At 63.1% G+C, this 19,302-nt stretch carries 16 protein-coding genes and 1 pseudogene; 6 read left to right on the top strand and 11 right to left on the bottom strand.

The window, feature by feature from the left end; all coding sequences use genetic code 11:
• From NKI58_RS27550 to NKI58_RS27560, 3 genes and pseudogenes are all read left to right on the top strand, one after another.
• Positions 1-217 (top strand): annotated as a pseudogene (locus NKI58_RS27550) (hypothetical protein); the annotation flags it as partial.
• Positions 204-977, top strand: coding sequence for an amino acid ABC transporter ATP-binding protein (locus NKI58_RS27555; protein ID WP_352788335.1), 774 nt, complete (start codon positions 204-206; stop codon positions 975-977). The pseudogene NKI58_RS27550 and the gene NKI58_RS27555, both read left to right, overlap by 14 nt.
• Before the next feature lie 45 nt (positions 978-1,022).
• Positions 1,023-2,204 (top strand): M20 aminoacylase family protein, encoded by a 1,182-nt coding sequence (locus tag NKI58_RS27560; RefSeq protein WP_352621170.1) that lies wholly within the window; start codon positions 1,023-1,025, stop codon positions 2,202-2,204.
• Positions 2,205-2,327: 123 nt separating this feature from the next.
• Here NKI58_RS27560 and NKI58_RS27565 read toward each other — a convergent pair whose 3' ends face one another.
• The 4 genes from NKI58_RS27565 to NKI58_RS27580 all read right to left on the bottom strand — a co-directional run bounded on the left by NKI58_RS27565 (position 2,328) and on the right by NKI58_RS27580 (position 8,144).
• On the bottom strand, positions 2,328-3,881 hold the full coding sequence (locus NKI58_RS27565; protein ID WP_352621172.1) for an autotransporter outer membrane beta-barrel domain-containing protein: 1,554 nt from the start codon (positions 3,879-3,881) through the stop codon (positions 2,328-2,330).
• A gap of 161 nt (positions 3,882-4,042) precedes the next feature.
• Complete coding sequence (locus NKI58_RS27570; RefSeq protein WP_352621174.1) at positions 4,043-6,025, bottom strand: ABC transporter permease; 1,983 nt, start codon at positions 6,023-6,025, stop codon at positions 4,043-4,045.
• Entirely contained in the window at positions 6,022-7,098 is a 1,077-nt protein-coding gene (locus NKI58_RS27575; RefSeq protein WP_352621176.1) for a quaternary amine ABC transporter ATP-binding protein, read from the bottom strand. The genes NKI58_RS27570 and NKI58_RS27575 overlap by 4 nt, the downstream gene beginning before the upstream one ends.
• A 74-nt stretch (positions 7,099-7,172) precedes the next feature.
• Complete coding sequence (locus NKI58_RS27580) at positions 7,173-8,144, bottom strand: ABC transporter substrate-binding protein (RefSeq protein ID WP_352473408.1); 972 nt, start codon at positions 8,142-8,144, stop codon at positions 7,173-7,175.
• A gap of 399 nt (positions 8,145-8,543) precedes the next feature.
• Between NKI58_RS27580 and NKI58_RS27585 the strand changes: the two genes are divergently transcribed.
• Both NKI58_RS27585 and NKI58_RS27590 read left to right on the top strand, forming a co-directional pair.
• A complete protein-coding gene (locus NKI58_RS27585; protein ID WP_352621178.1) occupies positions 8,544-8,672 on the top strand; it encodes a hypothetical protein in 129 nt (42 codons plus the stop codon).
• 32 nt (positions 8,673-8,704) lie between these two features.
• The gene (locus NKI58_RS27590; RefSeq protein ID WP_352788342.1) at positions 8,705-9,781 is read left to right on the top strand and encodes a D-alanine--D-alanine ligase family protein; all 1,077 of its coding nucleotides are present in this window, start codon (positions 8,705-8,707) and stop codon (positions 9,779-9,781) included.
• A gap of 52 nt (positions 9,782-9,833) precedes the next feature.
• On the opposite strand, the gene NKI58_RS27595 is transcribed toward NKI58_RS27590, so the two are convergent.
• From NKI58_RS27595 to NKI58_RS27615, 5 genes are all read right to left on the bottom strand, one after another.
• The gene (locus tag NKI58_RS27595) at positions 9,834-10,619 is read right to left on the bottom strand and encodes an SDR family oxidoreductase (protein WP_352788345.1); all 786 of its coding nucleotides are present in this window, start codon (positions 10,617-10,619) and stop codon (positions 9,834-9,836) included.
• Positions 10,620-10,627: 8 nt separating this feature from the next.
• Positions 10,628-11,392 carry an SDR family oxidoreductase gene (locus tag NKI58_RS27600; RefSeq protein ID WP_352590138.1) on the bottom strand — a complete coding sequence of 255 codons (765 nt, stop codon included), beginning with the start codon at positions 11,390-11,392 and terminating at the stop codon, positions 10,628-10,630.
• 127 nt (positions 11,393-11,519) lie between these two features.
• Positions 11,520-13,028 (bottom strand): sugar ABC transporter ATP-binding protein, encoded by a 1,509-nt coding sequence (locus NKI58_RS27605; RefSeq protein ID WP_352621184.1) that lies wholly within the window; start codon positions 13,026-13,028, stop codon positions 11,520-11,522.
• Positions 13,029-13,061: 33 nt separating this feature from the next.
• Positions 13,062-14,000 (bottom strand): sugar ABC transporter substrate-binding protein, encoded by a 939-nt coding sequence (locus NKI58_RS27610; protein WP_254820381.1) that lies wholly within the window; start codon positions 13,998-14,000, stop codon positions 13,062-13,064.
• A gap of 150 nt (positions 14,001-14,150) precedes the next feature.
• The gene (locus NKI58_RS27615; RefSeq protein WP_502897030.1) at positions 14,151-15,134 is read right to left on the bottom strand and encodes an ABC transporter permease; all 984 of its coding nucleotides are present in this window, start codon (positions 15,132-15,134) and stop codon (positions 14,151-14,153) included.
• 308 nt (positions 15,135-15,442) lie between these two features.
• On the opposite strand from NKI58_RS27615, the gene NKI58_RS27620 reads away from it, so the two are divergent.
• Entirely contained in the window at positions 15,443-16,405 is a 963-nt protein-coding gene (locus NKI58_RS27620) for a sugar-binding transcriptional regulator (RefSeq protein WP_352621190.1), read from the top strand.
• On the opposite strand, the gene NKI58_RS27625 is transcribed toward NKI58_RS27620, so the two are convergent.
• Both NKI58_RS27625 and NKI58_RS27630 read right to left on the bottom strand, forming a co-directional pair.
• On the bottom strand, positions 16,402-17,895 hold the full coding sequence (locus tag NKI58_RS27625; RefSeq protein ID WP_352782022.1) for a xylulokinase: 1,494 nt from the start codon (positions 17,893-17,895) through the stop codon (positions 16,402-16,404). The two genes, NKI58_RS27620 and NKI58_RS27625, sit on opposite strands and share 4 nt — an antisense overlap.
• A 20-nt stretch (positions 17,896-17,915) precedes the next feature.
• Positions 17,916-19,238 (bottom strand): NAD(P)H-dependent oxidoreductase, encoded by a 1,323-nt coding sequence (locus tag NKI58_RS27630; RefSeq protein WP_352590126.1) that lies wholly within the window; start codon positions 19,236-19,238, stop codon positions 17,916-17,918.
• Between the last annotated feature and the right edge of the window lie 64 nt (positions 19,239-19,302).

The raw sequence follows: 19,302 nt of genomic DNA on the forward strand, positions 1-19,302 counted from the left end.
CATCAAAAACTTGACGCCGGCACCGCGGTGCTCAGGTCCTCATGGCCGCCGGATACACGTCTGCGGTCTTCACCGGATGGGTACGTGGTACCTGCTGATCACCTCGGTCCTCAATGTCGCGCAAGGCGCGATCGAACGCCACTACAGCCGCGGCGACCGCGGCGCGCGCGAGAAGACGGCGACCGCCACCCTGGAGGCCGCCAATGAGCGCGCATGACACGCCCCTGGTCCGGGCGCGCAACGTTCACAAGGCCTTCGGCCCGCTCGAGGTGCTGAAGGGCATTGATCTGGACGTCGCGCCTGGCGAGGTGGTGGTCATTCTCGGACCGTCCGGCTCCGGAAAGTCGACCTTCCTGCGATGCATCAATCATCTCGAGGCGATCGACCAGGGGTCGATTGAGGTGGACGGCGAGCAGATCGGTTACCGGCTGCACGACGGCCGCCTCGACAGGCTTCCCGACCGCGCGATCGCCGCGCAGCGGCGCAAGATCGGCATGGTGTTCCAGCAGTTCAATCTCTATCCGCACATGACGACCCTGCAGAACGTCATCGAGGCTCCGGTCGGCGTTCACCGGGAGAACCGCAAGGAGGCGATCGGCTACGCCCGCGAACTGCTGACCCGTGTCGGTCTTGCCGACAAGATCGACGCCTATCCGCGCCAGCTTTCAGGCGGCCAGCAGCAGCGCGTCGCCATCGCCCGTGCGCTCGCCATCCGCCCGAAATTGATGCTCTTCGACGAGCCGACGTCGGCGCTCGATCCGGAGCTGGTCGGCGAGGTGCTCGCCACCATGCGCGATCTCGCCAGGCAGGGCTTGACCATGATCGTGGTCACGCATGAGATCGGGTTCGCCCGCGAAGCGGCGGATCGGGTGGTGTTCATGGACGACGGTAATGTGATCGAGGCCGGGCCTCCGGACGAGGTTCTCGCTAAACCCAGGCACCCGCGTACGCGGGCTTTCTTAAGCCGTTTCATCTAAAAGCAAAGCCGGCGCGGCACCTGCTCGGCCGGCAAAGGACCTCCCATGCCAAAGACCTCCAACCAGTTCGCCGCCATTTCCGACTTCGCCGACAAGGCCGCCGAGCTTGCAGCGGCCCGCCAGCACCTGCACGCCCATCCCGAGCTTTCATTCCAGGAGCACGAAACGGCTGCATACGTTGCCGAACGGCTCGAAAGCTGGGGCTATGAGGTGACGCGCAATGTCGGCGGGCTCGGGGTCGTCGGCCGCCTGCGCCAGGGCAGCGGCCGCAGCATCGCCATCCGTGCCGACATGGACGCCCTGCCGATCACCGAAGCTACCAATCTCCCTTATGCCAGCCAGGCCAGCGGCAAGATGCACGCCTGCGGTCATGACGGCCACACCACGATACTGCTCGGCGCCGCCGAATACCTGGCGCGCACACGGCATTTCAACGGCACGGTGAACCTCATCTTCCAGCCGGCCGAGGAAGCCGGCAAGGGAAGCGGGGCGCAGGCGATGATCGCCGACGGCCTGTTCGAGCGCTTTCCCTGCGATGCGATATTCGGGCTGCACAACCACCCGGGCGCGCCGACGGGTTCGTTCCTGATGCGCGCCGGGCCGCTGATGGCGGCGAGCGATACCGTCACCATCAGGATCGCCGGGCGTGGCGGCCACGCCTCGCGTCCGCACCTGACGGTAGACCCGATCGTCGCTGCCGCCAACATCGTCATGACCCTGCAGACGGTTGTGTCGCGCAACGTCAACCCGATCGAGACGGCTGTCGTCACCGTCGGCACGATTCACGGAGGCACGGCCTCCAACGTCATCCCGGAACACGCCGAAATCACGCTGAGCGTCCGCTCCTTCTCGGCCGAGATCCGCGACACGCTCGAGCAGCGTATTCGCAATATCGCAGCACTTGTGGCGCAGGCGCATGGCGCAACGGTCGAGATCGATTATGAGCGCGGCTACCCGGTGGTGGTCAATTCCGAGCGCGAGACGTCCTTTGCGACAGACATCGCTGTCGAACTCGTCGGTCAGGACAAGGTGTCCGTCTGCCCGTTGATCCCCGGCAGCGAAGATTTTTCTTATTTCCTCGAACACAAACCCGGTTGCTTCCTGCGCCTCGGAAACGGCGAGGATTCAGCCATCCTGCACAGCTCGAAATATGATTTCAACGACGGCAATCTGACCGTCGGCGCAGCGCTCTGGGCTCGTTTGACCGAGAGATTCCTGGCCGCTTGATCCATACTTGCGGCTGGGATTGTCGATCGGCCGGTCGAGCATTATTGGGGCGACCGGCCGCGCGACGATGCTCAACGAATTCTCACGCATTCCCCCTCTTCGAATGCGATAAGAGCTTCGCTTTCAGACAAACAAAAAGTCACTCGTCGTCAGCGGGCTTGTAAAGTTTGCGAGAGTAACTTGATCGACTCCTGCGGTAATGATGGTGTCGGTTCCACTTTGCGCAATTGTGAGATCATCGAACGATTGCACGCCCTCCACGCCACTAAATACAATGGTGTCGCCTTGGGTCTGGCTGAAGTCGTAGATGGTGTTTTGGGTTCCGACCGTCATTGAACCATCGTCCTTGAATATGAATTGATCTCTGCCGCCCTGAGCCAGTTCGCTCAGTTGCCCGTCACCCCACATGTCGTTGATGACGGTGCAGCCGGGTGCCGCGCTCCCGGCGTACAGGGTATCGTTTCCGCCCAGAGCCGAACCGGACATTTGCAGGGCGTCGCCGCACAGGAAGTTGCGGACCTGGCCGCTTTCGCTGTTGTGGCCGCCGGTAAGAATGTCGTTGCCGCCCTGGGCGGAACCGGACATGAAAGGTGCGTCGCCATACAACTCGCTTTGAACATCATCAGGACCAGAGCTCTTATTGCCGCCGATCAGAGTATCGTTGCCGCCCAAAGCATTGCCGGCCATCGCACCAGCATCGCCATAGCCGAAATTATTGGTGCCTTGCAGCACGGCCACGTCATCGCCACCGCGAGCATGGCCGGACATGATGCCGGCCGCGTCACCATGGAAACTTATCCCGGACCCACCCACGCTCGTGAAGGTATCGTTGCCGCCCTGAGCAAAGTCGGACATATGTAGGCTCGCGTCGCCAAAGAAGCTTTTGGTCTGAACCGTGCCACCAAAGTCTGTGTAATGGTCGTCGCCACCCTGAGCATGGCCAGACATGCTGCGACCGGTGTCACCGTAGAAAATGTTGTCGGCGTTACTGGCGCCATTGAAATTGTCGTTGCCGCCCTTACTGTAGCCCGACATATCGCCGTTGGCGTCCCCGTAGAAAGCGTTGCTGGAGTCGCTCCTGGCCATGAAACTGTCGTCGCCACCTTGAGCATGGCCAGACATGTTGTTCCCGGCGTCGCCGAAGAAAATGTTGACGGCGACACTGGCGCCCTCGAAGGTGTCGTTGCCGCCCTTGCTGTGGTCCGACATATCGACGCCGGCGTCACCGTAGAAGTCGTTGAAAGAGTTAGGAAGGGCCGTGAAACTGTCATCTCCGCCCTGAGCATGGCCGATCATGTTGCCGCCGGCGTCACCGAAGAAAGTGTTGATGACCTGTGTGGAGCTGCCCTGGAAGGAGTCGTTGCCGCCCTTGCTGTGGTCCGACATATCCTCGCCCGCATCACCGTAAGCAGTGGTGATGGAGAAACTCGACCCCGTGAAGGTATCATCACCGCCTCGAGTAAAATTGAACATGCTGCCAACCGCGTCACCGTAAAGGGTGTAGGTTGAGGGTTCGTTTTCCGTGAAGGTATCGTTGCCGCCCCTCGAGAAATCGAGCAGGCTGCCGCCAGCATCACCGATTAAGATGTTTGTATTTAGATCGCCTGCGAGGGTGTCATTGGTGCCCCATTGACGATCTGCTAGATCACCGGGAGTAAAGGAAACGCGTTTAGACATTGTACGCTCTCCTGTTGAGCCTCCGACCCATCACAGCCTTACGCTGTGAGCCAAGAGCGAGCAATAATCACAAAGGGCTATATCAGTGGGTATAAGGGGGTCGGCAGCTCATCACCGCCGCGCCATTGGCGACGGCCAGCTAACCGAGTGTTGATTTTTGCCTATCCCAGCCTTGCCCGAGCCTTGGCCGTCCAGGCGTTGAACAGCCGGTCGGCGACGATGCCGATGAAGGCGATGGCCAGGCCGGCGACGATGCCGCGGCCGGAATCGGCCTTGGATAGGGCGATGAACACCTCCTGGCCGAGATCGCGCGTGCCGACCATGGCGCAGATGATGATCATCGCCAGTGCCATCAGGATGGTCTGGTTGACGCCGAGCATGATCTCGGGCAACGCCAGCGGCAGCTGCACGCGAAAGAAGGTCTGGCGCCTGGTGCAGCCCGAAACCTTCGCCGCCTCGATCAGCGCCGACGGCACCTGCCGGATGCCGTGATTGGTGTAGCGGATCGCCGGCACCACGGCGAACGCGACGGTGGCGATCATCGCGGTGACGTCGCCGACCCTGAACAGCATCACCACCGGAATGATGAAGCAGAACGACGGCAGCACCTGCAGCGTGTCGATGACCGGCGTGACGGTCTTTTCGAAGCGGTCGCTGCGCGATGCCATCAGCCCGATCGGGATGCCGATCAGGCAGGCGATAAAGGCCGAGATTCCGCACAAATAGACCGTCGCCATGGTCTTTTCCCAAAGTCCGGTGACGGCGCAGAACGCTGTCAAAGCCGCGACCAGGGCGGCGAGGCGCAAGCCGCCGAGCTGGTAGCCGGCAAGGCCGAGGAGACACACCGCGCCCAGCCACGGAAAGCCCTCGCAGAAGGCGCGCACCGGGTTGAGCACATTGAGGATAAGCACCACGCGGAACGCTTCGATCGTGTCGAAGAAGTTGATGGTGATCCAGTTCACCGCCGCCTTCCACAAAGGCGCGGTGGTCAAGGTGATCGCTTTCGGCACCGCGGCGAACGCTGGCACGAACAGGCCGAGCAGCGTGGTGGCGGCGAGAATGGCGACGGCCAGCGTCAGATTGGGATAGCGTCGCCAGAAACTGGTGCTGGCCTGATGGCGGACATTGCCCTTGGCGTGATTGTGCGCGATCGCCTGGCTCAGCCGGTCGAGTGCAATTGCCAGCGCGACAATGGCGAGGCCAGCTTCCATGGCCTCGCCGACCTTGAGCGCGCGCAACGCCAAAAGCACGTCATAGCCGAGCCCACCGGCGCCGATCATCGAGGCGATGATCACCATATTGAGCGCCAGCATGATGACCTGGTTGACGCCGACCATCAATGTCGGCCGCGCCGACGGCAACAGCACCCGCCACAGCTTCTGCCGTGCCGTGCAGCCGGCCATCTGGCTGAAATCGTCGATCTCCGACGGCACCCGCGACAGGCCGAGCATCGTCGCCCGCACCATTGGCGGCGTCGCGAAAATTGCCGTCGCGATCATTGCCGAGACCGGGCTGTTGCCGAACAGAAGCAGCATCGGGATCAGATAGGCGAAGGTCGGGATCGTCTGCATCAGATCGAGGGCAGGGGAGATCAACAACCTCTCCGCCCAAGGCTTGCGCCATGCCCAGATGCCGGCGAACAGCCCAGTAACAATGCAAAACGGCACGGCGATCGAGATCAAGCCCAGCGTCAGCATGGCGCTGGTCCACTGCCCGAACAGCGCGATGTAGAGAAAACAGCCGCCGACCAGCGCACCCAGCTTCCAGCCGCCGACGGCGCGCCCGGCAAGATAGGCGGTAGCGCAGACGCCGACCCAGGACAGGCGCGGCAAGACGATCATATCCGCGCCATGGCCGATCTTGAAATTCTTGGCCAGAAGAGCGAGCGCGAAATCGAGCGGCACGCCGAGCACCGCGGTGATCGAGCGGGTCAGCCAGGAGAAGTTCGACTTCACCCAGTTCATCAGCGCACCGACCCAGTCTGCGACAGGAACGATCGCGCCGGCCGGGTAATTGACCGCCCAGGGCAGGCTTTCCTGCAGCAGGAAGACGATAAGCACGGCGGCGAGCGCGCAGGCCCAGATCGCCAGCCAGGTTTGAACCGGCCGGGGCCTCGCTGCGCTGGCGCTTGCCGTGACCGTCATGCGCCGGCCCCACGACGCTCGATGCCGGCGAGAAGATCGATCACCGCCTGCGGCGTGACTAAGCCGATCGGCTTGCCGGTGCCGTTGACCACCGCGAAGGGCTTGCCGGCAGAGACGATATCAGCCGAAAAACTTGATATCTTGGCATCCGGCGCGACCGTGCCGCCGTACTCGGCACCGTCGCAGGCGCGCATCAGGCTGCGCGCCGATATCACCTTGGCGCGATCGACATCGCGGGTGAATTCGGCGACATAGTCGGTCGCCGGATTGACCACCAGCTCTTCCGGCGTGCCGATCTGGATGACCTCGCCGTCCTTCATGATGGCGATCCGGTCGGCCAGCCGGATGGCCTCGTCGAAATCATGGGTAATGAAGACGATGGTCTTGTGCAGCATGGTCTGCAGCCGCATCAGCTCGTCCTGCATCTCACGGCGGATCAGCGGATCGAGGGCCGAGAACGGCTCGTCGAGGAACCAGATTTCCGGCTTTGTGGCGAGGCTGCGGGCGATGCCGACACGCTGTTGCTGGCCGCCGGAAAGCTCGCGCGGATAGAAATGCTCGCGGCCGCGCAAGCCGACCAGCTCGATGACTTCACCGGCCCGCTTCTCGCGCGTCGGCCGGTCCTGCCCCTGGATGCCCAAGGGAAAGGCGATGTTCTCCAGTACGTTGAGATGCGGCAGCAAGGCAAAATTCTGGAACACCATGCCCATGCGATGGCGTCGCAGCTCGATCAGCGCGGCATCGGAAATCTTGAGCAGGTCCTTGCCTTCAAACTCGACCTTGCCGTGGGTCGGCTCGATCAGCCGCGACATGCAGCGCACCAGCGTCGACTTGCCTGACCCCGAAAGTCCCATGATGATGAAGATCTCGCCCTGGCGGATTTCGAGATCGACGGCGCGCACCGCGCCAACCAGTCCGGCAGCGGCGATGTCCGCCAGGCTGGCCTTGCCGTCGCGCCGACGGATGAAATTGGCCGCGTCCGCCCCGAACAGCTTCCAGACATTGCGACAGGCAAGCTTTATCGGGCGGGCATCGTTGCCCGCTTTCGCCGCCTGTTCAATCGTATCGGTCATGCGATCGTCCTTCTGGAACACGGGATCGAGACCCGGCCACGGATGGCCGGGTCGTCGGATTTCCAGTCAGACGGTCACTCGGCCCAGGCTTTCCAGTCGGCTTCGTGGGCGGCGATCCAGGCGGCGGCGACGTCTTCCGGCGTCTTGCCTTCGAGATCGATCTCGCCGCTCATCTTGTTGAGCTCGTCGGTGTCGACCGTGTAGTTTTTCGCGACCTTGTAGGCGACAGGCCATTTGTCCTTCATGCCGGCCCAAGAATATTTCCAGATCTCGCCATGCGGCTTGCCGCAGTCGTATTTCGCGTCGGGGTTCACACCCCATTTCGGGTCGGTGTAGCACTCTGTCGTATAGTCGGGGAATTCGACCCATTCGCCCTTGTATTTGGCCGGCGCCCAATGCGGCGAATAGATCCACAGCATGATCGGCGCCTTGCGCTGATAGGCCGAGTCCAGTTCGGCGAACATCGCCGCATCGGTGCCGGCATGGATGACGGTGAAGGGCAGTTTCAGCGCCTCGACGCGTTCGTCGTCAAAACCTTCCCATGTCACCGGGCCGCCGAGATAGCGCCCCTTCGGCGCGGTTTCGGCCGTCGAAAAGGCCTCGGCACATTTCGGGTCTTTCAGCGCTTCCCAGTTCGGCAGGCCGGGGCATTTCTCTTTCATATATTCGGGAAACCACCATTCTTCCTTGGCCTTGGGTCCGAGCTTGCCGAGGCGTTCGGTCTGGCCCGTCGCGTCCGAGGCCTTCATCGCCTCGCCGGCCGTCGTGTCCCAGAATTCCAAGCCGACATCGATGTCGCCATTGGTCAGGCCGGTGGTCAGGCTGGAGAGATAGTCGGCGGTCGGATACTCGACGGTATAGCCGAGCTTTTCGAGGATGCCGCCGAGGATCTTGGCGTTCAGATTGACGCTGGTCCAATCGAACAGTGCGATCTTGATCGGGTCGTTGGATTCCGGCGCTGCCGCATAGGCCGAAGATGTCAGTGCGGCTGCGGCAAGTGTTAAGGCTCCCATTGAGAAATTCGAAATCATGCTCCGAAGTGACATGCTTGTTCTCCTGTCAAGCTCTGGTGGACGTTGTCGTTAGTTCCCTTCTTGCGTCTTTTTGATTGTGTTGGAAAAGCTGGTCGTTGCGCAAGGCCGTAGGCGCCACAATGCTGCCGAAGCGGATGCCGGCGCAAAAACGGGGGTGGTGCCCAAATTGGTGAAGATGTGACGGGACCGGCCGCGTCATGACTGCCGAAGGATTGCTGCCGAAGCAGTCATCCACGGATCGATCGCCGGTCTTGAGGGGCAAACCATCAAAGTCCCATGATCTCGGCTCTTGGCTCGGCAACTCGACCAGAGCCACTTTCATGGGATGAAATTATATATACCAACGTTCACGTCGCGCAACGATTAACGCCGGTGCCAATTTCACGGCCCGTCTTTTGGATGGACCCGTAGATGAGTTTGAAAAAAGCCAAGATTGCCGGTCATCCCGTGTGCGAGCCGCAAGGACAGGGTACCGATACAATGCAGCAGACCAAAATGCCTTACGTCTTCGCCAACCGCGGGATCGCCGCCGGCTTGTGACCTTTCAACACCAGATCATATCCGAGGCTTTCATGACCTCTTCCTTGAACAGACTGCGAATTGCCGTGCTCTTTGGCGGACGTTCCGCCGAACATGACGTTTCGGTGCTTTCAGCAACCAATGTCATGCGTGCGCTGCTGTCCGCCAAATACGATGCCCTCCCAATCTTCGTCACGAGCGAAGGACAGTGGCTGCTGAGCAGCTTCCAGGATGGTACGCTCGCAAAACCTGCGGCCGGCATGGAAGTTTGCCTGGTTCCGGGCGGGCGCGGACGGATGATGGCGATCCCGGCCGACGGCACGCCCTATGATCTGCCGAAGATCGACATCCTGTTTCCTGTCCTGCACGGCCCTCATGGCGAAGACGGCTCGGTACAGGGGGTGGCCGAGGTGGCTCGGGTGCCGCTCGCCGGCTGCGGCATCCTGGGTTCGGCAACCGCGCTGGACAAGGACATCGCCAAACGGCTCCTGGAAGCGGCGGGGCTGCCAATCGCGCGCTCAGTGACGATCCATGAAGGTGCGGCGCCCGCCCTCGCTGCACTGGAAAGCGAACTCGGCCTGCCGTTCTTCATCAAACCGGCGCGTCAGGGATCGTCTGTCGGCGTCGGAAAAGTCCATGCCAGCCAGGAATTCGATGGAGCGCTTGCTGAAGCCTTCCGGCACGATTGCAAGCTGTTGGCCGAGGAATTCATTCGTGGGCGCGAGATCGAATATAGCGTGTTGGAGGACCCGGCAGGCGACCTGTTCGTCTCGCGGCCAGGCGAGATCGTGCCGGCCGAAAGCCACGATTTCTACAGCTACGATGCCAAATACATCGACGAGAACGGCGCGGCACTTAAAGTGCCGGCCGAACTGCGGCCGGAGGTCGAGGCAGCCATGCGGGACGTGGCCGCAAGGGCTTTCAGAGCCGTCGGCTGTGACGGGATGGCGCGCGTCGACTTTTTCCTGACACCGGACATGCAATTCTTGGTCAATGAAATCAACACCATCCCCGGCTTCACCGATATCAGCATGTATTCCAAGGCAATGGCGGCGAGCGGCGTCAGCTATTCCGAAATCATCGACCGGCTCGTGGAGCATGGATTGGCACGGGCCGGCCGACCAGGCTGAACGCAGCGAAGCGGCTTTCATATCCGGTGGATGGTACGTCGGCCCGCGCCGCTCACGACATGATCAGGCCGCCATCGACATTGATGGTCTGGCCGGTGATGTAGGCCGCATCTTCGCTGGCGAGAAAGCTGACCAGGCCGGAGACATCCTCGCCGCTGCCGGCGCGGCCCATCGGGATGTTCTTCACCCATTCGGCCATCAGCTCGCCGGGCTTGTAGTCGCCCATCAACTTGCCCCATGCGGCGTCGTTATAGGCCCACATATCGGTGTCGATGATGCCGGGGCAGATCGCGTTGACGGTGATCTTCTCCTTGGCCACTTCCTTGGCCAGGCTCTGGGTGACGCCGACGACGCCGAATTTCGAGGCCGCATAATGCGGCGTGTAGATAAAGCCCTGCCGCGCCTGGCCGGATGCGGTGTTGATCAGCCGGCCGCCATCGCCATGCTTGCGGATGCGCGCGATCGCCTCCTGGCAGCACAGGAACACGCCCTTGGTGTTGACCGCCATCACCTTGTCCCATTCGGCCTCGGTCATCGCCTCGATCCTGGCGATGGTGATGACACCGGCATTCTGCACGGAGATGTCGATGCGGCCGAATTGTTGCTCGGCCAGGTCATAAAGGGCGACGACCTCGTCCTTTTTGGTCACGTCCATGCGCAGCGATGCGACCCTGGCGCCCGCAGCCTTGAGATCGGCGGCGACCTCGTCGACGCGCGCGTCGATGGCGCTGACGACGACCGCGGCACCTTCCGCCGCGAAGCGCCTGGCCATTGCCGCACCAATGCCGCCGCTGGCGCCGGTGATGACCGCCGTTTTTCCCTGGAATCGCATCTGCATTTTTTCTCCTACCAGCAGACGAAGCCGCCATCGACGATCAGGTCGATGCCGGTGACGAAACTCGAGGCGCGGCTGGCCAGGAACACGGTCGGGCCGACCATCTCCTCCGGCGCCGCCATGCGGCCCATCGGCGTGTCGCGCTCGAAGATTTTGACCTGGTCGGCGACCTCCGGCCGCTTGTTCATCGGCGTCAGCGTGTAGCCGGGGCTGACGACATTGACGCGCAGGCCGCGATCGGCCCATTCCATGGCGAGGCTCTTCGACATGTGGATCACCGCGGCCTTCGACGAATTGTAATGCGCCTGGGTCAGGCCGCGATTGACGATCGAGCCCGACATCGACGCGATGTTGATGATCGAGCCATTGCGCCGCGTCAGCATGGCGCGGGCCTCGGCCTGGCAGGACAGGAACACGCCGCTGACATTGACGTCATAGAGCTTCTGCCATTTCTCCAGCGACAGCATCTCTGCCGGTTCAGCTCCGGCGACGCCGGCATTATTGACGGCGATGGTCAACGCGCCGAGTTCCATCTCCGTACGCTCGATCGCGGCCGCGAGATCGGCCTCTGAAGTCACCGTGCCGTTCAGCACCAGCGCCTTGCGGCCGAGTGCCGTGATCCGGTGCGCGGTCTCCTCCAGCCCGCCTTTCGAGGCGTGGCCGAAGCAGGCTATGTCGGCGCCGGCCTCGGCCAGCCCAATGGCGATTGCCTGCCCGATGCCGCTGCCGGCGCCTGTCACAAGTGCCACGTCACCATGAAGGTCGAATAATTTCATCGTCGGTCCCTCTGCTCCAACCGCCGTCCTCCGGAAATAAAGGGGCGCCAACTCTGTTGCTGGCGCCCCGCGCGGTCTGGTGCCCGGGAGGATACCACCTGCTGCGCTTTGTTTCGATGGGCTGTTCCTAGCTCGTGGCGAGTTCCATCACGGCGATATTGCTTGCTTCGCTGCGGTCGAGAATGCCGCGTTGCCGGCCGCGGCTCACCACCAGCACGCGATGCGACAGGCCGAGAACTTCCTCGAGGTCGGAGCTCACCACCACCACCGCCATGCCGGAGCGGGCAAGGTCGGCGATGACATCATAGATCGCGGCGCGTGCACCGACGTCGATGCCGCGCGTCGGCTCGTCCAGGATGAATACCTTGGGCGGGCGCGACACCCATTTGGCGATGATCACTTTCTGCTGGTTGCCGCCGGAAAGCTTGCTGACCGCCTGGTTCGGCCGGCCCTTGACGCCGAGCCGGCGAATGCCGGCCTCGGCGAATTTCTGCACCGCCTTCGGGAACACCCAGCCATTCGGCGCGACATGGTCGAAATTGCCGATCGCCAGGTTCTCGCCGATCGTCTGGTCGAGCACCACGCCCTGCGCCTTGCGGTCTTCCGGTACCAGGACGACGCCGGCCTTGATCGCCGCCGCCGGGCCATTGAGATGCACCGGCTTGCCGGCGACGCGCACCGATCCCGATGAGATCGGATCGGCACCGGCGATCGCCCGCACCAGCTCCGTGCGTCCGGCGCCGATCAGCCCGGCAATGCCGAGGATTTCGCCGGCCCGCACTGAAAAGCTGACATTTTGAAAGCTGCGTTCCGGCGAGGACAGGTTCTCGACCTCGAGCAGCGTGTCGTTGCCCGGCGCCGATACCGTAGGGAACATCCGCTCGACACTGCGGCCGACCATTTGCTCGACGACAGTGCGCACCGGAATATCGGCGCGCTCATGCCGGGCGACGATGCGCCCGTCGCGCATCACCACCACGCGGTCGGCGATTTGGGCGATCTCGTCCAGCCGGTGGCTGATATAGATGAAGGACATGCCTTCCGCCTTGAGCTTGCGGATTTGCTGGAACAGGAGCTCCGTTTCCTCGCCGCCAAGGGCTGCGGTTGGTTCGTCGAAGATCAGCAGCTCGGCATTGAGCGTCAGCGCCTTGGCGATCTCGACCTGTTGCTGGGCGGCGATACGCAGCGTACGCACCTTGCGCTCGGGCGAGACATCGAGGCCGAGGCGCTTCAACTGGGCCGATGCCCGCGCATTCATTGCCGCGCGGTCGATGCGGCCGCCACGCATCGGCAGGCGCCCGACATAGACGTTTTCGGCGACCGACAGATCGGGCAAGAGCTTCAGCTCCTGGTGGATCATGCCGATGCCGACGTCGATCGCCGCGGCAGGATTGGCGGGGGAATAAGCGTTCCCCCGCCAGGTGATGGTGCCGGCATCGGGTTTCGTCGACCCGGCGATGATGTTCGAGACAGTCGACTTGCCGGCGCCGTTTTCGCCAAGCAGCGCCACGACCTCGCCCGGCCGCACCTCGAAGCTCGCATCGGCCAGGACCTGCACCGGCCCGTAGCTTTTGCAGAGGCCGCTGACGACGAGCCCGTTATGGGGGCTGTGCGTGTGGCGAGGATCGGTGGACATCGTTGCGCTCGTCGATTGCCGGACTGGTCTCAATCAGGGATGCTTGGCGATGAACTGCTCGACATTGTCCTTGGTGGTCAGCGTCGCATCCTGCAGCTGTTCGGCGGGAATGGTCTCGCCGGCCACCAGCTTGATTGCTGCATCGACGGCGAGCCGGCCCATGCCCTGGGTCTGCTGCGTCGCGGTCACGTCGAAGACGCCGTCCTTCAGTGCCTTGAGCGCCGCCACGTCGCCGTCGAAGCCGGCAACCCAGACCTTGTGGCCGGGATTGGCGACCTTGACGGCCTGCGCCGCACCGAGCGCCAGCGCGTCGGCCTGGCCGATGACGATCGACACGTCGGGGTGCGACTGCAACAGATCCTGCGTCAGCTTGAAGCCTTCGTCCTGGTGCCAGCCTTCGCTCCACAATTCGCCGACAACCTTGATGTCGGGATAGCCTTTCAGCGCTTCGCCGCAGCCCTTCGAGCGGTCGACCTCGGGCGTCGTGCCCTTCTGGCCGTGGATGATGATCAACTCGCCCTTGCCGCCGGCCTGCTTGGCGATGTAGTCGCAAACCGCCTTGGCCGATGCCACGCTGTTGGTTGCGATGAAGGTGTCGCCGGGCGCGCCGTCGGCGTTGCGGTCGACATTGATGACTGGGATGCCGGCAGCCTTGGCGGTCTTGGTCGGCACGGTGGCGGCGGTGGCGCCGGCTGGAATATAGATCAGCGCGTCGATGTTTTGCGTGATCAGGTCCTGTACCTGGCTGACCTGGGTCGCCGAATCGCCCTTGGCATCGACGGTAACGACCTCTATGCCCTTTTCCTTGCCGTAGGCTTCGACGGACTGCTTGATCTGATTGAAGAAGTCGGCCTGCAGATTGGCGACGGCGAGGCCGAGCTTTTTGGCCTCCTTGGCCGAGGCCATGTCGGACAGGCCAAGCAGCGGGATGACGGCCGCGGCGGCAAGCAGCAATGAACGTTTGGTCAGCATGTTTATTCCTCCGTTGATGTTCAATCTGTCCTGCCCGCGCATCGCGGCGCCCCTTGGCCGAACAACTCCCAGTTTCGGATCACCGATCCGTTTTCGCCCGAATATCGGGGCGAATCTCATTGAGCCCAATTCTTCATTGTGCCCCATTCTTCATTGTGCTCGGCGCCGCCACGTGTCGGTGGCCACCGCCAGCGCGATCACCACGCCGATAACCACTTGCTGGATGAAGGGCGAGACACCGAGCAGGTTCAGCCCGTTGCGCAGCACGCCGATGATGAGGACGCCGATGGCTGTGCCGCCGATCGAACCGACGCCGCCCGACAGGCTGGCGCCGCCGATCACCACCGCCGCGATGGTGTCGAGTTCGTAGCCAAGGCCGGAGCTCGGCTGGACGGAATCGAGCCGGGCGGCAAGCACGATGCCGGCGAGACCGGCCAGCACGGCGCAGATCGCATAGACCCAGTTGGTCAGCGACTTGACTGGTATGCCGGACAGCCGGGCGACTTCGGCGCTGCCGCCGATCGCGTACAGGCTACGGCCGGTAGCGCGATAATTCAGGAAGATCGCGAAAATGACGGCAAGCACGATCATCAGCCCGACGGTGACCGAGAGGAATCCGAAATGGCGGATTATCGACAGGCTGGTGAACCAGTCGGGAAAGCCGACGATCTGCGAGCCGTCGGTGATCATGTTGGCGAGGCCGCGCGCCACCGACATCATCGCCAACGTGGCGATGAAGGGCGGCAGCTTGGTGACCGTCACCAGCAGGCCCGAAACCAGCCCGCAAAGGCCGGCGACGACGAGGGCTGCGGCGATGCCGGCCGGCAGGCCGAGATTGAGATAGTCCGGATGGGCGACGAAGCCCATCACCATGGAAGCCAGCGCCAGTACCGAGCCGACGGACAGGTCGATGCCGCCGATCAGGATGACCAGCGTCATGCCGATCGCCATGATGCCGAGCACGGTGACCTGGTCGAGAACGTTGAGGATGTTGCGGACAGTCAGGAAGGTGTCGGTGGTTAGCGAGAGCGCCACGCACAGCAGAACCAGCCCGATCAGCGGGCCCATGGTTCCGGCAAAGACAGCCGAAAACCTTGCGCCCGCCGTAGCCTGCGCGCCAGAGCCTGCCTTCAACTCGCCTGCCTTCAAATTGCTTGCGTCGTTGCTCACAGCCACTTTGTCTCCTCCACAGCAATCCGGCGCTGCATCACCGGGCCACTTTGTTCACCAGGCCCCTCCCTGTGAACAATTTATCTTTAACATGCAATTTTGTTCAGCTAAACTGTTCGTCGGAAAATTGTCAAGACCTGCCCGCTTCATTCGAGCACGGTTTGCGCTGTTCGCCGGTTTGCCTTACGCAATGTCTCGGAAATCTTGGGCATTTCGAAGTCGCCGGATTGGAATATCATGAGCAGAGCCGGCGACTGCGGCAAGGCAAACAGATGACGATCATAGAGAACGAAAGAGCCTCGCGCTTCCCCGACGCCGAACTCAAGGCCCGCGCCGCCTGGCACTATTATGTCGAGGGTCTTACGCAGGAGCGGATTTCCGAAATTCTCGGCGTCGGCCGCATCAAGGTGCATCGCATTCTCTCGGCCGCCCGCGAAGAGGGTGTCGTCCAGTTCCGCATCCGCGACAGCGTTGTCGAATGCGTGATCCTGGAGGAAAGCCTCAAGCAGCGCTTCGGGCTCAGCCAGGCTGTTGTGGTACCGTCGGCGGCCGACCGAAGCAACGCGCCGCTGATGATCGGCCACGCCGCCGCCGCCTACCTGGCCGACCATGTGAACGCCGGCGATGTCATCGCGCTGGGCTGGGGGCGGACGCTGAAATTCGCCATCAATGAATTGCCACGGCGGCCGATCGCCAGGACAACGGTGGTTTCGATGCTTGGCGGCCTCACCCATGCACAGCCGCTCAACCCGACCGAAAGCGCCTGGGATTTCGCCGAGAAGATCGGTGCGGAGTGTTTCCTGCTGCCGGTGCCGGTCTATGCCGACAGGCCGGAGCAGCGCGATGCTTTCATGAGCCAGCGCAGCGTTCAGGATGTTGTTTTCCGCGCGCGCCGGGCAAACATCGCCGTGCTCAGCGTCGGCTCGTTTTCCAGCGACAGCCCGATCGCCAATTACGGCTTCATCAAGCCAAGTGAACTCGAGGAACTGCAGGCGGCCGGTGCCGTCGGCGATATTCTGTGTCATTTCATCGACGCCGAGGGCCGCCCGGTCGACCACGAGGTCAACCGCCGCGTCTGTGCCTATCCGCTGCAGGATCTGTCGGATATTCCTAGCATAATCCTGGTTTCGGGAGGGCAGGAAAAGATTGCCATCATGCGGGCGGCGCTGGCCAACACCAAGGTATCGGTTCTGATCACCGACGAGGATGCGGCCAAGGGGCTGCTCAACCGCTAGATTTCGTCGAGAGCGCCGAGGCGGGTGTGGATGTCGCGCGTCGCCTGATAAAGGTCGCGGTAGATTTCCTTGCGGCTGCGATAGGCGGCGACAAGCCCGTCGACCGGATCGACATGCCTGGTGGGAGCGGCAGCCATTACCTCTGCTGCGGCTTCCGGCGAGGCAAACCAGCCGACAGCCGCTGCCGCCAGCATGGCAGCGCCGAGTGCGGCGGCTTCGTTGACCGGCGAAACCGAGAGCGGCCGCTCGAGCACGCTTGCCATGATCTGCATTAGCAGCGCGCAATTGGTGCCGCCGCCGGCGGCAATCATCGCCGCCGGTCCGCCGGCCTGGGCTTCCATGGCCTCGGTGGCGACGGCCTGCTCGAAGGCGATGCCTTCCAGGACAGCGCGGAAGAGATGCTCCGGCCGGTGATCGAGCGACAGGCCGACAATGGCGCCGCGCGCCGCACCGTCCCAATACGGGCTCATGACGCCGGCCCAATAGGGCATGATGAGCAGGCCCTCGCTGCCCGCGGCAACATCCAGCGCCACTTTCTCCAGCGCTGCCGCCGAGGGCGAACCGGTGGTTCGCACGATCCAGTCGACCAGCTGCATGCCCGATCGCAGCACGGTCTCCAGCATGAATCCGGAGCCGGTCGGCGAGACCAGCGTGCGAAAGGCGTCCGAGGTTTTCACCTTGCCGGAATAGCAGCCGCTGACCACGCCGGAGCCGAGCGAGAGATAGCTCTTGCCCTCGCCGTAGACGCCCATGCCGAGGCCCATCGCCTGGCCGTCCCCAGCGCCGGCAACGACCGGCGTGCCGGCCCTCAGGCCGGTCAGCTGCGCTATGCTTGCGGAAAGACTGCCGCAGACCACGCCCGGCGCGACCAGCTCGGGCAATTGCTCCATTTGCAGTCCGGCGGCCGCAACGAGGCGGGGATGCCAGGTACCTTTCTCGACGTCGAGCAGCCCGAGCGGATCCGCACTTGCGGTGCTGGTGACCAATCGCCCGGTCAGCCGCTGGACGAAGAAACCGTGCACGTCGACCAGTGCCGCTGCCTGGCGAAGCACTTGCGGCTGGTGCTCGGCAAGCCAGGCAATGGCGTAGAGCGCCGGCGTCGGGTCCGGGGGCTTGCCGCTCCAGTCGCGGATCGCCTCGCGGCCGAGTTCGGCCGAAAGCCTGATAACCTGCGGCCGGGCGCGTTCGTCGAGCCACAGGATCGCCGGCATGAGTGCTTTGCCGGCGCTGTCCACCAGCGTGAAGGTCTCTCGCTGGTGAGCGATGCAGATCGCCGCCACCCGCGTAGCGCCGACCGCCTCGGTGACCTGCTTCAATGCGCCAAGCAGCGCCGTCCACCACTGTTCGGCGTCCTGCTCGAAATGGCCGGGCTTCGGATTTGAAAGCGGGTACGGCTCGCGCGCCTGGAACAGCTCCTCGCCGTCGCGCGCGAAGGCAATCGCCTTCACGGCCGTGGTCGAGGCGTCGATCCCGATTACGACATCGTCCATCAGGCGGAGATCCAGCGGGGTCAGGCTGCGTTTGTAACGAACCGTCCGTCCGACTGGTCGAGACGGCGGCGGATCTGGGTTATCACCATCGAATCGTCGGGTACACAATTTTCATAGGTCAGGAAGTCGCCGGTCTTGAGCGGCTTGACCACCTTGGCGCGTTCGGCAAGGCCGAGCGGCAGGGCGCCGCGGGCGCGCGCATCCCCCCAGGTCATGGCGAAGCCGCGATAGTCGTTCTCGCCGATCATGCCGAGCGACTGGCCAACGCCAAGATCGCTCTTGGCGACCGCCACCGCCTCGGCCACAGGATGGTCGAGCGGCTCCATGTCGGCCCGCTTGTAGACCACGGCGCGCGCCGCCGACAGCGGCACTTCCAGGCTGGTCAGATGATAGGGCCGGAAGATCGTGAAATAGGGGCCCTTGCCGACCTTGAGGTCGATCATGCGCTCCAGCACACGCGGATGCCGGGTCTCGATGATGCAGAACACGCCGGGCGCCACTCCCTTGCCGATCGAGTAATCGACCACGCCCTTGCGATGCAGCACGCCGCCATCCTCGCGCGGGCAAAGCACGCTGGCCAACTCCTCCAGCGTCGCGGTCGGGCCGTGCATGCCCGGCACGTCGGGCACCAGGCCGGTCGCATTGGCGATCGCCACCATCTCGATCGCCGTCTTCGAGCCGTCGACGAATTCGACCAGCATGCGCGCATTCATGTTGCGCTCGGCCGCCTCCTTCTCGTAGTCGGCCGGCATGGCGTCGATCTTCAGCGGATTGTTCTTGCCCTTGCCGGCGGCGATGATGTTGAAGCCGAGGCTTTTGGCAAAGCCGATGATCTCCAGCGTGCAGGCGGGCTCGTCGCCGGCGGCACCGGTATAGACGACGCCGGCCTTGCGTGCCTCCTCCTTGAGGAAGCGGCCGATGGTGATGTCGGCCTCGACATTGAGCATGACGATATGCTTGCCGTTCTTCATCACTTCGAGCGCAAACAGCGTGCCGATATTGGGATTACCCGTTGCGTCGATGATGACGTCGATCCGGCCGGCCGCCGCCAGCGCATGCAAATCTTCGGTCACCGCGATCTTGCCGGCCTCGATGGCGCGGTCGATCGCGGCCGCATTGCCGGCATGGACGATGTCGGAACGGTCATGGCCAGCGAGCAGCGCCGCGTCGATCGCTGCCTGCGGCCTGACTTCGGAAATGGCGCCGATCCGCATGCCCGGCATCAGCGCGACCTGGACGACGATGTCGGTGCCCATCTGTCCGGCGCCGGCAAGCCCGATGGTGATCGGCCCCTGCTGTTCAGCGCGCTGCAGAAGTTCCGCTGCAAATTGCGGATGGGACATGTCGCTTCCTCCAGTTCCTGACGCGCCGCAGCGTCCAAATCAACGGTTTGAACATTTCTATTTG

The sequence above is a fragment of the Mesorhizobium sp. M0522 genome (assembly GCF_040321085.1).
Taxonomy (GTDB): domain Bacteria; phylum Pseudomonadota; class Alphaproteobacteria; order Rhizobiales; family Rhizobiaceae; genus Mesorhizobium.